Annotated in this window: 14 protein-coding genes; 7 read left to right on the top strand and 7 right to left on the bottom strand. The window is 48.1% G+C overall.

The window, feature by feature from the left end:
• Positions 1–1,362 (bottom strand): hypothetical protein (locus tag KDK18_RS02850; RefSeq protein WP_257253059.1); only part of this gene is annotated, 1,362 nt, incomplete at its 3' end.
• A gap of 305 nt (positions 1,363–1,667) precedes the next feature.
• Between KDK18_RS02850 and KDK18_RS02845 the strand changes: the two genes are divergently transcribed.
• Both KDK18_RS02845 and add read left to right on the top strand, forming a co-directional pair.
• Positions 1,668–2,384 (top strand): RING finger domain-containing protein, encoded by a 717-nt coding sequence (locus tag KDK18_RS02845; protein ID WP_257253058.1) that lies wholly within the window; start codon positions 1,668–1,670, stop codon positions 2,382–2,384.
• 121 nt (positions 2,385–2,505) lie between these two features.
• Complete coding sequence (gene add, locus KDK18_RS02840) at positions 2,506–3,501, top strand: adenosine deaminase (protein ID WP_257253057.1); 996 nt, start codon at positions 2,506–2,508, stop codon at positions 3,499–3,501.
• A 33-nt stretch (positions 3,502–3,534) separates the two neighbouring features.
• Here the strand turns inward: add and KDK18_RS02835 are convergent, their stop codons facing one another.
• Positions 3,535–4,593 (bottom strand): 2-hydroxyacid dehydrogenase, encoded by a 1,059-nt coding sequence (locus tag KDK18_RS02835; protein ID WP_306670842.1) that lies wholly within the window; start codon positions 4,591–4,593, stop codon positions 3,535–3,537.
• 281 nt (positions 4,594–4,874) lie between these two features.
• Here KDK18_RS02835 and KDK18_RS02830 point away from each other — a divergent pair, with 281 nt between their 5' ends.
• The 3 genes from KDK18_RS02830 to KDK18_RS02820 all read left to right on the top strand — a co-directional run bounded on the left by KDK18_RS02830 (position 4,875) and on the right by KDK18_RS02820 (position 7,052).
• Positions 4,875–5,540, top strand: a complete 666-nt coding sequence (locus tag KDK18_RS02830) for a hypothetical protein (RefSeq protein WP_257253056.1) — start codon at positions 4,875–4,877, stop codon at positions 5,538–5,540.
• A gap of 510 nt (positions 5,541–6,050) precedes the next feature.
• Positions 6,051–6,746, top strand: a complete 696-nt coding sequence (locus KDK18_RS02825) for a hypothetical protein (RefSeq protein ID WP_257253054.1) — start codon at positions 6,051–6,053, stop codon at positions 6,744–6,746.
• A gap of 75 nt (positions 6,747–6,821) precedes the next feature.
• Positions 6,822–7,052 (top strand): hypothetical protein, encoded by a 231-nt coding sequence (locus tag KDK18_RS02820; RefSeq protein ID WP_257253053.1) that lies wholly within the window; start codon positions 6,822–6,824, stop codon positions 7,050–7,052.
• A 50-nt stretch (positions 7,053–7,102) separates the two neighbouring features.
• Here the strand turns inward: KDK18_RS02820 and KDK18_RS14615 are convergent, their stop codons facing one another.
• A complete protein-coding gene (locus KDK18_RS14615) occupies positions 7,103–7,345 on the bottom strand; it encodes a hypothetical protein (protein ID WP_368736437.1) in 243 nt (80 codons plus the stop codon).
• A 43-nt stretch (positions 7,346–7,388) separates the two neighbouring features.
• On the opposite strand from KDK18_RS14615, the gene KDK18_RS02815 reads away from it, so the two are divergent.
• On the top strand, positions 7,389–7,766 hold the full coding sequence (locus tag KDK18_RS02815) for a CidA/LrgA family protein (RefSeq protein ID WP_257253051.1): 378 nt from the start codon (positions 7,389–7,391) through the stop codon (positions 7,764–7,766).
• Positions 7,742–8,485, top strand: a complete 744-nt coding sequence (locus KDK18_RS02810; protein WP_257253048.1) for an LrgB family protein — start codon at positions 7,742–7,744, stop codon at positions 8,483–8,485. The genes KDK18_RS02815 and KDK18_RS02810 overlap by 25 nt, the downstream gene beginning before the upstream one ends.
• Positions 8,486–8,517: 32 nt before the next feature.
• On the opposite strand, the gene KDK18_RS02805 is transcribed toward KDK18_RS02810, so the two are convergent.
• The 4 genes from KDK18_RS02805 to KDK18_RS02790 form a co-directional block, all read right to left on the bottom strand.
• Positions 8,518–10,749, bottom strand: a complete 2,232-nt coding sequence (locus KDK18_RS02805) for a TonB-dependent receptor (protein WP_257253045.1) — start codon at positions 10,747–10,749, stop codon at positions 8,518–8,520.
• Between the two features lie 97 nt (positions 10,750–10,846).
• Positions 10,847–12,853: an iron ABC transporter permease gene (locus KDK18_RS02800; protein WP_257253042.1), complete on the bottom strand. Its 2,007-nt coding sequence runs from the start codon at positions 12,851–12,853 to the stop codon at positions 10,847–10,849.
• On the bottom strand, positions 12,853–13,758 hold the full coding sequence (locus KDK18_RS02795; RefSeq protein ID WP_257253040.1) for an iron-siderophore ABC transporter substrate-binding protein: 906 nt from the start codon (positions 13,756–13,758) through the stop codon (positions 12,853–12,855). Before KDK18_RS02795 ends, KDK18_RS02800 begins: the two co-directional genes overlap by 1 nt.
• Positions 13,758–14,588 carry an ABC transporter ATP-binding protein gene (locus KDK18_RS02790; protein WP_257253039.1) on the bottom strand — a complete coding sequence of 277 codons (831 nt, stop codon included), beginning with the start codon at positions 14,586–14,588 and terminating at the stop codon, positions 13,758–13,760. The genes KDK18_RS02795 and KDK18_RS02790 overlap by 1 nt, the downstream gene beginning before the upstream one ends.
• Between the last annotated feature and the right edge of the window lie 158 nt (positions 14,589–14,746).

Raw genomic sequence — 14,746 nt, 5'->3', positions numbered from 1 at the left:
GCCCATTGAGAGTGCTCTCAGCTCAGCCCTAAGGGTTTCAATCTCTCTTTCCATAGCCGCCTTGTCTGTATCGAACTGTCTGGATTGAGCCGCCAAGGTACTGACTTCATCCTCTTTCGCTCGCAAAAGAGAGCGGGTCTGTTGCAAGTCATTCTGAACTTGAGAGAGTGTCTTTTTTTTCTCCAGGAGTTCAGGCCCCTTGACCCTAAGCAAATCGTGTGCATGATTCAGCTTTCTCAGCAAACGAGCGTTTTGACTTTCTATTTCAGACTGTTGCGCTTCTTTGGCTTCAAGCATTGTGGTCTTCTGGCGTAACTCATTCTTTAGTGGCTCAATCTGTCTGGATAGTGCAGCATTTTTTTGCCGGTGTTCGAAAATGGCATGATTAAGATGATTTATTTTTTCCCGATCTCCTGATAAATCGCTCTCCAGCTTGTCAGCCCGTTCGGACAGCGCAGCTTTTTCTTCTGCGAGTTCCTTTTTGGTATTGTGATCAGCATCTAAACGACGTTGTTTTGCTACTTTAAGTCGGTTCAGGAACTGGACCTTTTTTGATAGGGCATCAATTTCTTCCGTGAGTACCTGTATGGTCTCGTGATCAGCATCTGTGCGACGTTGATATGCTGCTATAACTATGTTCCGAGCCTCAACCTTTTTGGATTCGGCAGCTTTTTCTTCCCGGATTATGTCAAGGTCGCGCTGCATCTCTGTTGAACGACAATTAGCTTCTCGCAAAAGCTTCTCTAAATTCATGACTTTTTCATCGACACGTGCATTTGTATCCTGCTTGCGCTGTGCTCTTATCAATTGTTTTTCGCTATTTTCAAGCTGTCGTTGCAATTCTTGCTGATCCTGATCCTTATGCTCACGTTCTAGCGCTTTCTCATAACAGGAAATATTGCTTGCCAATGAAGTTTCAGCCTGCCGTGCAGCATCCAGAGCAATAAAGAGCTGAGTTCGGAACTGTAAAAGGCGTTGGTAATCCTCCTGAATGCGTTCATCCATTTTCTGCAACTCAGCCCAGATTTCAGCTTCTCTGTCCTCGGCAGGCTGTCGCGAATCGGTTAGCGTGCTCCAAAGACTACCCATCCGGGATGAAGACGCCACTACCGTTCGGGACTCCAGACTTTTACCACCATTCAATAAAGGGCAGTGCACAGGTGGGTCAGGTAACTCTGCCACTGTCATACTTGTACGCATAATGCTTAGTGTCTCTTTAAGAGCACGGCATTGACGCAACAAATATTCCGCATTACTGCCCTGATGGTTGCTGAGCACCTCTGGTGTCATCCCAACATCTTGATTAGCCAAAAGTTCTGTGACCAATGAAGGTCTTGCTGCTGATTCGAGTGGACTCGCCATAGTAATAATCCCTTTACAAAGTTCAACAATTCATTAATCGTTTGACTGTGGTCAGCACGACTTGTTCCCCTGTAAGATCCCGAATAACTTTCCTGTTAGCTATTCCGACAAAATTTCTCCAGAGAATTTCTCCAGCCAATAGAGAAAACCGACACTCTCGCCTCAGACTTACAACAAATTTTCTGTAATATTCATTTCCTCAAACACCGCATTCAGAGCTTTTTAAAATATGCACGGGGAACTAAATGAACAGACAATGATCGAAGATTAAAGCTATCTGAAATTCAACGACAGGAACAAAAGATATGAACGGAATCACACCACCTGACAGACCATATAACCCATATAATCTGCCATCAGCCTATCAACTGCCGACCGAAGACTGTCCTATTTGTATCGAAGCTTTTGCCGGAAAAGACGTCAGGGTTACCAAGCCATGCAAGCATATGTTTCACGTGACCTGCCTGGAGCTCTGGCTGTTGGAGAATACATCCTGTCCTCTATGCAGAACCAGTCTCTGGGAAAGAGAAGTACGACCAGCGCCTGCCATGCCCGGTAATCCTGGCCTATTGAACCAGCAGACCCTGGGTCGGGCCTTAACCTCTTTGTTATCAGCTATGGCCAGTTGGGCGGGATACCTCTGTCCAAACTGGTTGGTAACGGTTTTAAACTTAGTGGGTATACAACCAGTGCCTGCCAGCATCAGTAATCCTGACCTGCCAGAAAATGCCTCATTGGACCATCAGGCCCGGGATCAAGCCCTGGCAGCTCTCATATCAGCTGCGGCTAATCAGACGGGATACCCCTCTCCAGAGGAGGTGGAAACGCTTCTGAGTTTAAGGGAATTACTCACAGCGCCTGCCAGCATCAGTAATCCTGACCTGCCAGAAAATGCCTCATCGGACCAGCAGGCCCGGGATCAAGCCTTGGCAGTTCTCTTATCAGTTGCGGCTAATCAGACGGGATACCCCTCTCCAGACACCATAGCAGAGGCTATAAGTTTAGGTTTTCTGAGGGACTGATTCCGTCACCTTTGCAGGCACCTTGAATAATCTGCCATACTTTGGAGCCCAAACAACCAGGTGAAATGGTCCTGCGCAAAAGAGACACAGGCACCCAACGATTGATGAGAGCAGCATTAACATGATTGACAAATCCATTCCCCTCACTGACATTCATCGTCATCTGGACGGTAACATTCGTCCCCAGACCATTCTGGAGCTGGGTCAGCAGCACAATCTGGAGTTACCCGCCGATCATCTGGAAGCGCTGATTCCCCATGTCCGTGTTATGAGTAATGAGCCGGATCTGGTGAGTTTTCTGGCCAAGCTGGACTGGGGAGTTAAGGTTCTGGCGGATTACGACGCCTGTCGTCGTATCGCCTATGAGAATGTCGAAGACGCCCTGAATGCTCAAATTGATTACACCGAGCTGCGCTTCAGCCCCTACTACATGGCCATGACTCACAACCTTAACCCTGAAGGTGTGGTAGAAGCGGTAGTGGACGGTGTGCAGGCAGGTAGCCGTGATTTTGGGGTCAAAACCAACCTGATCGGTATCATGAGCCGCACTTTTGGCCAGGAAGCCTGCCAGCAGGAGCTGGATGCCTGTCTGGCCTTCAAAGACAAAATGGTCGCCATTGATCTGGCAGGTGACGAGTTCGGCAAGCCGGGTGAGCTGTTTGTTGATCACTTTAAACAAGTTCGTGATGCCGGCCTGAATGTGACCGTTCATGCTGGCGAGGCAGTGGGCGCTGAAAGCGTATGGCAGGCTATTCGTGATCTGGGGGCCACACGAATTGGCCACGGTGTCAGAGCGATTGAGGACCCGGCGCTGATGGATTACCTGGCTGAGCACTGCATTGGTATTGAGTCCTGCCTGACTTCAAACATTCAGACCAGCACCTTCCCGAGCATTGAAAAGCACCCGCTCAAAAAATTCCTGGAACACGGCGTTCTGGCCACGATCAATACCGATGACCCAGCCGTAGAAGGCATTGAGCTGCCTTATGAGTATGAAGTGGCGGCTCCGTCTGCCGGTCTGTCTGCGGACCAGATTCTGCAGGCTCAGGAAAATGGCCTGACAATAGCTTTCCTCAGTGACACCGAGAAAGAAGCACTCAAGGCCTCCAAACAGTGAGCCTCTTAAGGTTGGGTTTTACTGATCCGACCGTCAATGCTGATCCGGCGCCTCTTTGGCTATTTCGTTACCAGAGGCTTTTCCCTCAGCAAAAGCTTTAGCATTACTCAAAGTGGTTTTGGCAATCGCCATCAGCGCCTCTTCGGTAAGAAAGGCCTGGTGGCCGGTAAAGATCACGTTGTGACAGGCTGAAAGGCGTCTGAAAACATCGTCCTGAATCACCTCATCGGACAAGTCCTCAAAAAACAGCTCCTGCTCGTTTTCGTAAACATCCAGCGCCAGTCCACCCAGTATCCCTTTTTTCAGAGCGTCAATCGCTGCCACTGAATCCAGCAGTTTCCCCCTGCTGGTGTTCACCAGTAGCACCCCGGGTTGCATCTGGCTAAATGCGTCCTCATTGATTATGTACTCGTTATCTTTCGTTAAGGGGCAGTGCAGGGTGATCAACTTGCTCTGTTGCAACAGCTGATTCAGAGCAACATAGTCTCCGCCCAGTGCTTCAAAAGCCGGGTTCGGGTAGGGGTCGTATCCCAGCAGTTTACAACCAAAGCCTTTTAGAATGCGGGCAGCAGCTATACCAATCTTGCCTGTGCCAATGACCCCCGCTACACGACCATGGAGGTTAAAGCCGGTCAGCCCCTCAAGTGAGAAGTTGGCATCCCGGGTTCTCTGGTAGGCTTTATGGGTTTTTCGATTCAAGGTCATAATCAGCGCAATGGCGTGCTCTGCCGTGGCTTCAGGAGAATAAGCCGGAACTCTGGCTACCGTGATACCCAGCTCTCTGGCCGCGTCCAGGTCCACATTGTTAAATCCGGCACAGCGCATGAGCAGAAGTCTGATATTATACTCAGCCATGACACTCAGAACGGGCCGACTGAGATCGTCATTAACAAAAGCACAGACTGCATCACCCGTCCTGGCCAGGTGAGCGGTTTTTTCATCCAGGTGAATATCAAAGTATTCCAGTTCCAAGCCGGAGTCGGCATTGCACAGGTCAAAGAATTCACGATCGTATTTTTTGGCGTTAAAGATGCAGATTTTCATGATCGGTTCAGGTTCCTTTTTTCGCTGGCATGAGCAGTAAGCAGTCATGAGCTATAGGCTTCTGGTTAAGAATCATAGCGGAGTTTTTGATTGAAAATAGCCTTTCTGCGTAAACGTTTGGCAGCCCTATCGGGCAGTGGTCTGATTCCACTGTCCCGGGTCAGCCAGTGCAGGTCGGGACTCGCTGATCCGGCCTTTAACGCCAAGAGTTTTACAACACAAATTAGCAAGCGAGCCATAATGACGCGAGCTGTTCTTTTGTGAATGATTGAATTTTTAATCTTTTCTACTAACTTTGTCAGAGGGTTTTATTGGTTAATAGAAATCATATGAAAACTATCTTTTTTGGGGTAATGCTGGTTATCGCTATGGCTGGATTTTGTTCCGAAGAGGATGATTCTATTTGTGTTGGCAACAGTTTTTTTTTCCAAATCAATGACCCGGATGATTATGAAGTGAATATCAAATTTTTGGATAAAAGTTCAAGTCTGCTATATGAGCATGACTTATTCAATGGGTTAAACCCTGATGCAATAAAGAAAAAAACATTAATTGATTTTTCTTCTCAGGTAACAACGATAAAAACAATCGTGTTAGATAGAAATAGCAAGGTTATAGCCACAGAGATGGAAAGTTATACAGACGATATAATTGAAGGACTTTTACTATCGAGCTATCTAATTACCTTAACTCATGCCGGAAATCATGATGTTAGATTAATCTCTAATCAATGTTATTCACCTAATGATCAGGAAAAGGTTAAGATACTACAAACCTTTACAAATATTTTTATAAACCAGTTAAACACTTTTGAATCAAATAACAAGTTTTTTAAAATCATTGAGATAGATCAAAGTAAAAAGGAACAGTTGCTTAACGAGAAGCTTCGTTTGCATGGCTATAAAAAAGATGCCTGTGGAAGATATATTCACATTAACAGTACATCACCAAGATCAACCGACTGTGCCGGGATTGTTGTTCCGGTTATGAATTAACCGACTAATAAAACAGTGGGCGGTAGGCAGGTTATCTGCCTCGTCACTGTAAAACCACTGTATTGAAAAAGCATTTTCCACCTGCTATTTGCTGTCATACCCACTCTCTTGCCGTAGTCGGCATTGTACTGATCAAAAAATTCACGATCGTGTTTTTTGTATTACAGATACAGATTTTCATGAACGGTTCAGATACCTTTTTTACTGGCATGAGCAGTAAGCGACCATGAGCTACAGGCTCCTGGTTAAGCTTCAAAGCCGAGTTTTTTAATAAAAATAGCCTTTCTGTGTAAACGTATGGCAGCCGTAATGGGCTGTGGTCTGATTCTACTGTCCCGGGCCAGCCGGATAGGTCATATCTCGCTAATCCGGCCTTTAACGCCAGGAGTTTTACAACACTAATTAACAAGCGAGCCATAATGATGTGAACGGTTCTTTCGTGAATGCTTGAATTTTTAATCTTTTCTACTACATTTGCCAGAGGATTTAATTAATAAGGATTATATAAAAATGAAAACTATTTTTTTTGGGGTGGTGCTGGTTATCGCCACGGCGGGGTTTTGTTCAGAAGAGAATGATTCTATTTGTGTTGATAACAGGTTTTTTTTTCAGATCAATGACCCATATGATTATGAAGTGAATATCAAATTTTTGGATGAAAGTTCAAATCTGCTGTATGAGTATGACTTATTCAATGGGCTGAATCCTGATGCTATAACGAAAAAAATATTAATTGATTTTTCTTCTCAGGTAATAACGCTAACATCAATCTTGTTAGATGGAAGTCGCAAGGTGATTGAAAGAGAAAAGGAAACTGAAAAAGACGATAAAATTGAGTCACTTTTACCATCAAACTATTTAATTACCGTGACTCATGCCAGCAATCATGATGTTGCATCAATCTCTAACCAATGTCACTCATCTAATGATCAGGAAAAGGTTAGGATATTACAAGCCTATACAAATACTTTTCTAAAACAGTCAAGCACTTTCAAATCAAGTACCGAATTTTATGGAATCACTGAGATCGATGAAAGTAAAAAGGAACAGTTGTTTAACGAGAAACTTCATTTCCTTGGTTATAAAAAAGATGCCTGTGGAAGATATATTCCCATTAATAGTACATCACCAGGATCAACCGACTGTATCAGGATTGTTGTTCCGCTTTTTCTGGATTATCTGCCGAAGAAATTGCCGTTAAAATAAGGTGTTAGGTGTCTCTGTGCCATCTCTTATTGTCTGCTATGCTCAACGCACAAGAAATAATCATAAGGTGTACGCATGAACCACGATAAAGACACAGACGATTTCTGGAATGCCATCAGTCGCATAGAGGTCAGTATAAAAAACTCACAGGACGATATTAGGAAGCTGTACCTGCACAGCGCACGGCAGGAAATATCTATTGAGTCACTTAATGAAAAGATTGACGCTAACCAGCAAGAAAATCGTGAACGTTTTGACAAGATTGAAGACACTCTGGCTGTCATTGTAAACCACTTCCAAAAATAACCACGACACCTAACAGCACGCTCGGCTGAGACGTACATACTGTGCGCCCTTCAGCCCTGGGATACCCACTCTCTTGCCGTATCCAGATCAACATTGTTAAATCCGGCACAGCGCATGAGCAGAAGTCTGATATTATACTCCGCGATGACACTCAGAACTGGCCGACTGAGAGCGTCATTAACAAAAGCACAGACTGCATCACCCGCCCCGGCCAGGTGTGCGGTTTTCTCATCCAGATGAATATCGAAGTATTCCTGTTCAGAACCGCAGTAGGACGGCCTTAAGTCCGACAGGCTGCTAGAGGCTCGTGGTTAAGTATCATAGCGGAGTTTTTTAGTGAAAATAGCCTTTGTATGCCAACGTATGGCAGCCTGGCTAAGCAGTGTCATTATTCTGATGGCCTGTCTGTGGGCAGGCGATCTGCTCAGCGTTTGGATCAATCATGCCCTTCCGGGCAGTATTATCGGAATGCTGCTTCTGGCAGCCCTGCTGGGCAGTGGCCTGATTCGACTGTCCTGGGTTGAAACGGGTGCCGGTTTTATAATTCGCTGGATGTCCCTGTTATTTGTGCCTATCGGGGTCGGTGTCGTCGATCAGCTGAAACTGCTGGCCAGCAGCCTTGGTGCTCTTCTGCTGACCAGTCTGCTGGGGACAGTGTTGGTTATGGCCGTTTCCGGTTGGTTGTTTCAATGGCTGGAGCGTACCCGACAATGACCTTGTTCCCGATAGTTACGATCACTCCGATGAAGGGCCTGCTCTATTGTTCTATGACGGTGGTAGTCTACCTGACGGCCTGGCAGCTTCATAATCGTTTCAAGTATTCAATGCTCAATCCATTATTGGTCAGCATTCTGGTAGTCGTGGGTATTCTTCTTGTCGGAAACATTCCTTACTCCGACTACGAACAAGGAGGTGACTGGCTAAGCAATCTGCTTGGCATCGCGGTTGTCGCTCTGGGAGTGCCTCTTTATCAACAGATGAGAGATATTCATCGGGAGCTGACCGGTGTGATTCTGGTGGTTTTTGTCTCCAGCCTTTTTGCCCTTGTCAGCACAGTTATACTGGCGGTCCTGGCGGGTGCCGATGGTCAGGTCGCTCTTTCTCTGGCTCCCAAATCGGTCACAACACCGATTGCTGTGTTGATTGTGGATAACCTGAACGGTGTCCCCTCTCTTGCCGCTATCGCTGTGATCCTGACGGGCTTGATGGGTGCTATTTTTGGCTTGCCACTACTCTCATTATTGAAAATCACTGATCCCAAAGCCAGAGGTATCGCCATGGGCACGGCCTGCCATGCATTGGGCACTGCGAGGATGGTACAAAGTTCATTGAAGGAAGGCGCCTATAGCGCGCTGGCGTTAGTACTTTCTGCCAGTATCAGTGCCCTGATGGCTCCCTGGCTGGTACCCTGGGTTCTTGGCTGGTTGAATTAAACAGCCGGGTTTTGCCCGGCCGCTTTTTCTGCTTAATACTCCACTCGATAACTCAGTGTGTAAGCACGACCTTCTGCCTTATGAGCACTAATGCCATTGTAGGTGTCTCCTGCCCACTGGCTGTAGACCGTTTCGTAGTCTTCATTCAACAGGTTGGTAATCCCTGCTTTCAGAGTGCCCACTGGCATAGCGAAGGAAGCCAGCAGATCAAGGGTGGTATAACCATCAACCTCATAACTTTTGATATTACCACCGGACACCTTCTTACCCTTGTCGTAATCGGCAAAGGTTGTCGACTGTAGACGTACATTCATATCTGCCTGATCGTAGGAGACAAAGGCCACATACTTTTCCGGGGATACGTCGGCTGCCTGCAGGTCGAGCCATTTCCCCACTTCTTCGTAGTAGCTGCGTCCTTCTGTAAAGGCATAGCTGCCACCGACACTCCAGTAATCATTGACGAAGTATTCCAAAGAGCCTTCAAAGCCATAGACCTTTTTTTTCTGATCCAGCAAGTCCACATTGTAATTTTCATTAAAGTCTATGGTTTTATCAGACTCGTTATAAAAGACAGAGGCATTGGCCAGCAGGTCATCAAAGCGTCCACGCCAGCCCAGCTCATAGCTGTCAGTCTTGATGGCATCCAGATTCGCTTGTGATATATCGGTAGGATTCAACGGCAGAGGTAATATGGTCAGAGCGCTGTCAGGTGAAATAACATCCCTCAGAATCCTTGAAGCATCCGGGACTTCAAAGCCCTGAGAATAGTTAGCGAACACTTCGTTGCTGTCATTCAGTCGATAAACCAGACCAACGTTAAATAGAGTAGCGTCATACTTCCTGACGTCGCCCTCTAATACGGTTACATCCGCTCCGGGAGCATAAATAGGCAAAAGCCAGGTTTCTGCCAACGGGGTGTAGTCAGCGATATCCAGTTCAGCGCGCTCGTGACGAACACCGGCATTCATTGTCAGTTGTTCAGTGATATCCCAGGCGGTCTGCAGATATAACCCGAGAGTAGTGGCATCGACATCCGGACCGTATTCATAGGAAGATCCTGTGGGTTCAATGATCGTGCCGCCACTGTCAATGTACTTCTGTAGATCGTGCAATTGTCCCCTTTGCTCGCCTTTATCTACATCGTAATCAACCCCGTAGGAGATTCTGAACGTATCGGTCAGTTCTCTGTCCAGAAGCAGCTTCACACCATAAACCTCTGAGGTAGACGTCGACTGATTAAGAAAAGTAGTGCCGGGCAATATCGTGGAGCCAACTAATATATTCGGGTAGGGGAAGAACCTCGCATCACGCTCACGATAGTAGGTTTGCAACTGGAAATTATTGCCCAAAAAGTCAGCATCACTGTAGACCAGATCAATGGAATTTCTCTTGCTGTAAGGCTGATCCTCCAATTGTAACCCTTTAACTGGTGGGGGTGCGTCAGCAGCATCTCCGCTGATCAGAGAGGAAATGTCTGGCGCGTAATCAGAATCCATCTGATCATCAAAATATTGCAGTGTTGCCTCCAGACGCTGTTCCGCGTTGAAGTCATAACCCAGTTTCACCAGAACATCTTTAGTATCGGTATCGCTTCGGCTCACCTGAGATGGGTCAGGATTAACGCGGTCACCGTCAGCATCAAAAATGCCATCACGGCTCTCGTAAGTACCACTGAACAGGTAATCAAAATCACCATTACTGCCACTGATACTCTGATTCAGGGTATAGCTGCTCAGCTCGTCACCGGAGACTTTGATGCCTGCTTCAGAAGCAAACTGAATGTCGTAATCGGCTGGCTTACGGGTGATCACGTTGATAATACCTCCGGTAGCACCACCGCCATAAATAGCGCTGGCACCGGAAATCACTTCAATGCGTTCAATGTTTTCAGGGCGGATCATGCTGAGCTGGCGGCTGATCTGACGGTTCTCGGTCTGAGCGATGCCATCAATCAAAACCAGAGCCTTACGACCACGGACGCTTTGAGTTCTGTCGGTCACCGTCTGAGTGCCGGGACCAAAGCCAGGTACCAGCTGTTCAAGAATATCAGCCAGTTTCTGACCGGGCACGCTCTGCCGGGCCAATGCTTCTCCGCTGATGATCTGAACGGTCCCGGAGACGTCAGAAATGCTGGCTTCAGAGCGGGAAGCAGTAACAACAACTTCTTCCAGCCGGGTCACGGAATCGTCGGCTTCTGCGAAAGCACTCTGACTTCCCAACGTCATGGTTATGGCGATAGCAAGAGGCGTTTTATTAGTCTTCATTATCTGGGGTTTCCCTGTTCTTGATTATCATTCTCATTAGATCCTTGTTATTGTTTTGAGCCCGCTTCCCGCAGGCTTCTGAATTTAAAAACGTTATTTAACGACTTTGGACGTATTTGCCACTGAGCAGTAACAGGATGAAATAAACACCTCCGGCTCCTGAGACCAGAAGACCTGAAGGAATTTCAAAAGGAGCCATCAACGATCGTGACAGCCAGTCGCTGAGTACCAGCAGTAAGGCCCCCGTCATGGCGGTAGCAGGAATCAGATGTCTGTGGCTTGACATACCACTGACGCGGCATATGTGGGGCGCCATTAGCCCGATAAAAGAAATACCACCCACTGTTGCAACACTGGTTGCACTCAAAAGGGCAACCAGCAGCATCAGCAGATAGACTGAAGCCTTTACTCTGATGCCCAGCAGGGAAGGCCAGAAGGCGCCCAACTGAAGAATGTCGAGCTTTCGCCACATGAGCATAAACATGGGTATCAGGATTAATACACCAGAAGACAGCAGATAAACCAACTCACTGCTGGCTGCATAGGTACTGCCTGAAAGCCATACCAGCACCTCGCTGGACTGATTACTGCCGAGCACCATCACCACGCTGATCAGCGTTGCTGAAACCGCTGAAAGGCAGAGGCCAGCCAGAGCAAAAAGCTGGGGATTAAACCCGGTCATCCGACTGAGGGCCATTAAAAGAAGCAAGGCAAAACCGCTGCCAAACATCGATAGCATGAGCAAATCCAGACGCTCAAGGCCAGGCATCATTACAGAGCCTAAAACCACAAACAAAACGCCCGTGGTCGTCAGACCAGAAACATCGGGACTGGCCAGAGGGTTTCTCATCAGGCTCTGAAGAACCAGACCGGAGACAGCCAGCGCAGCTCCGGCAAAAGCTGCCGTTAAAACTCTGGGCCAACGTAGGTCGATCCAGGATTGGTCAAGGCCGCTGAACAGACTGAAGTAAAAAGCGACCAGCAGTATGGACAGCAGAACCCAGAGGGCTTTTGCCGGAGACGCGTTAAACAGAGCACGTATTCCTGTCTCACCGGGCGCTCTGGCCAAATTGCCGATCCTTTTACGCTGGCTCAACAGGAAAATCATGAAAGGTGCGCCGACAACCGTTGTCATGGCGCCGGCCGGGATACTGTAATGCGCTTCGGACATCAGGAAAGGAATCATTCTGGCCAGCACATCTGCACCCAGTAGCAGTAATGCACCCGTCAAGCTGGCTGCCAGCAGACGTTGCCATGCTGAGCGATAACCGAGACCACGGGCAATGTGCGGGGCAATCAGTCCGATAAAACTGATCATACCCACCTGACTGACGACACTGGCAGACAAAAGCAGAGCAATCACCAGCGACAGGCCAACGGTTCGTCTTACATTCACCCCCAGACTCTCAGCCTGATCTCTGCCCAACTCAATCAGATCCAGACGTCTGGCCAGCAATGTGGCAAAGAGAATCATCAGGGTAAAGATCGGCCAACTGTTGTTGATGGCCTGATAGTCAAACTGGGCAAGATTCCCTGCACCCCAGGTGTACAAACCCTCCAGACGATTCTCAAAAAACATCAGAATACCGGCACTGAGAGCACCCAGTGACAGGGTAATAGCCATGCCAATCAGAACAAGGTTTACCGGTGAATCACTGATAGCAGTGGCCAGCCTGAACACCAGTAAAGTGGTAAGCGCAGCACCCGCAAAGGCGACTACGACGGGGTACTGGTCGGTCAATTCAGGCAATAGAACAGATCCCAGCACTATGGCGAGCATGGCCCCGGAGTTCACACCCAGTGTTGCCGGACTGGCAAAGGGATTTCTTGTCGCTCCCTGAATCAAAACACCCGCTGCCCCCAGTGCGGCACCGCATAACAATGCCATCAATGTTCTTGGCAGAAGGAGCCAGGTCACTATTTCAGAGGCCATAGTATGATCGGCGGGTTGCTGCAGGAACGGCAATCCATTCAATAAATTCAGATCAATGCCAGCAGGCCCCACTGTCAGGGAAACAGTGACCAGCAGGATGAGCAAGAACAATGTCACTGCCGTCTTTTTAACACCTTCATAATAACTGTTTACAGACTCCAGAATAAACATCACACCTCCGGAGCCAGGTGGCGGGCAAAAGCGTTAGCCATTCGAGCAGCCGACTCAGGACCACCATATGACCAGAGCGCGGGCAGATAATAGACCCGGCCCTCTTTCACCGCCGGAAGGGCATTCCAAACCGGTGATTGAGCCATGGTTGGCAAATGTTCAGGCTGACTTCCAATAATGATCAGGCTGGCATCACCCATAGTGGTCAGTTTGAGGAGGTCGACATGGGTGAAATCCCGCCCGGGCAATGAAGAGTGCCAGCTATTTTTCAGACCAATCCTGTTGACAATGGCACCCGCCAGAGATAAATCGCCGTAGACCCGGAGTCCAAGCCCCATACCGACAAACTTACCCACAACGACTTTCTGGCCAGACAGCCCCGCTGCTTGAATGCTGCTGCGGGCCTGTTCCAGCTCTGACTCCATTTCCTTCAGTCTCCTTTCTGCCAGAGCCTCGCGCCCCAGAATATGAGCCACTGAACGAAAAATACCCTGCATTCTCAGAAAATAATCCACAGGATCTTCCTGGCTCGGATACTGAGAGTAAAGAACGGTAGGAGCAATGGTCTTAAGCTCTGAAACTATACGACTATGACGCCATTTGTAGCCAAGAATAAGATCCGGTTTGAGAGCCGCTATGGCTTCAAGACCCGGCTCAGCTCTCTGCCCGAGTTCGGTAACACTTTCCGGCATAACCGGGTCATCGGACTGCCACTCCCGATAACCCTTGATTGAAGTCACCCCTGCAGGTACAACCCCCAGAGTGAGCAACATTTCAGCCTGGGTCCAGTTGAGTGCTGCAATCTTTTCAGGGAATTCAGGCAGATCGGGTTCGGTACTTGAAGCTATTGCTGTTACCGATATGAACAGCAGGAAACAGCAGATTTTTTTCAGTACTGCAAACATCAGGCGACTTCCCTGCTGGATAAAAGTTGAATAGCTGCCTCAGCCTGATGCTCACTTAAGGGCAAAAAGAGCGACTCTTTCCTACCCTCCAGTTGCACTTCTCGAGTCTCTACGCCAAATACATCCGAGATAATGCGCTTATCCAGTACCCTTGAAGCAGCACCTTTTCTGATCACCTTCCCCTGATTCATCAGCACTATTTCGTCGCTGTACTGAAGGGCCTGATTGAGGTCGTGAAGTACCCAGATAACAGTTGTCTGCTTTTCATTGTTCAGCTGTCGTACGATATCCAGCAGGCGCAATTGATGGGCGATATCAAGCCATGAGGTAGGCTCGTCTAATAATAAAATACCGGTTTCCTGGGCCAGCACCATGGCCAGCCAGACTCTTTGCATTTCACCACCGGAGAGATGATCAACCCGTTCTCCGGCATAATGATCCATACCGACTCTGGAGAGTGCCGAAGTGACTGCCCTGTGATCCTCTCTTTTCAAACGCCCAAAAGGGCCTGCGTAGGGGTATCGGCCACAGGCCACCAGCTCCGTTACCGACATCCCAAGGGGAACCGGTGAGTGCTGCGGCAACAGGGTCAGGCTTTTAGCCAGCTCTTTGCGGTTAAATGACTTCAGCGGTTGCCCGCCCATAAGAACCTGCCCTGCACTGGGCTCTATCAAACCGGAGAGCAATTTCAGCAGGGTACTCTTACCCGAGCCATTAGGTCCGAGAATGGCGGTAACTTTTCCTGGTGTGATAGCAAGATGGGTTGATGGCAGAACGGTTTTTGCCCCCACCCGCAGACATGCCTGATCAAGCGTAAGAATCTGCTCCATGGCCTCAATTTCTTTTTGATCTGTGGAAGTATCATTACTGCAATGTCAGACCCCGGCAGCAAGCTCCCGGAGTATCTGTTGAGCCTCAAAACACTTCATTCAATAATTATTTTTTATTTTCAGACTGCCGGATGTTGTCCTGATCCAGTCACGCAGTG

The organism is Endozoicomonas sp. SESOKO3, assembly GCF_024606255.1.
The sequence above is the reverse complement of the archived record's forward strand: the minus strand, read 5'-3'. Positions and strand labels throughout refer to the sequence as shown.

Excerpts from the sequence above, each read along its gene's own strand:
- add (WP_257253057.1), top strand. The coding sequence starts at position 2,506 with ATGATTGACAAATCCATTCCCCTCACTGACATTCATCGTCATCTGGAC.
- KDK18_RS02845 (WP_257253058.1), top strand. The coding sequence starts at position 1,668 with ATGAACGGAATCACACCACCTGACAGACCATATAACCCATATAATCTG.
- KDK18_RS02825 (WP_257253054.1), top strand. The coding sequence starts at position 6,051 with ATGAAAACTATTTTTTTTGGGGTGGTGCTGGTTATCGCCACGGCGGGG.
- KDK18_RS02795 (WP_257253040.1), bottom strand. The coding sequence starts at position 13,758 with ATGTTTGCAGTACTGAAAAAAATCTGCTGTTTCCTGCTGTTCATATCG.
- KDK18_RS02805 (WP_257253045.1), bottom strand. The coding sequence starts at position 10,749 with ATGAAGACTAATAAAACGCCTCTTGCTATCGCCATAACCATGACGTTG.
- KDK18_RS02820 (WP_257253053.1), top strand. The coding sequence starts at position 6,822 with ATGAACCACGATAAAGACACAGACGATTTCTGGAATGCCATCAGTCGC.
- KDK18_RS02835 (WP_306670842.1), bottom strand. The coding sequence starts at position 4,593 with ATGACTGCTTACTGCTCATGCCAGCGAAAAAAGGAACCTGAACCGATC.
- KDK18_RS02830 (WP_257253056.1), top strand. The coding sequence starts at position 4,875 with ATGAAAACTATCTTTTTTGGGGTAATGCTGGTTATCGCTATGGCTGGA.
- KDK18_RS02810 (WP_257253048.1), top strand. The coding sequence starts at position 7,742 with ATGGCTGGAGCGTACCCGACAATGACCTTGTTCCCGATAGTTACGATC.
- KDK18_RS02800 (WP_257253042.1), bottom strand. The coding sequence starts at position 12,853 with ATGTTTATTCTGGAGTCTGTAAACAGTTATTATGAAGGTGTTAAAAAG.
- KDK18_RS02790 (WP_257253039.1), bottom strand. The coding sequence starts at position 14,588 with ATGGAGCAGATTCTTACGCTTGATCAGGCATGTCTGCGGGTGGGGGCA.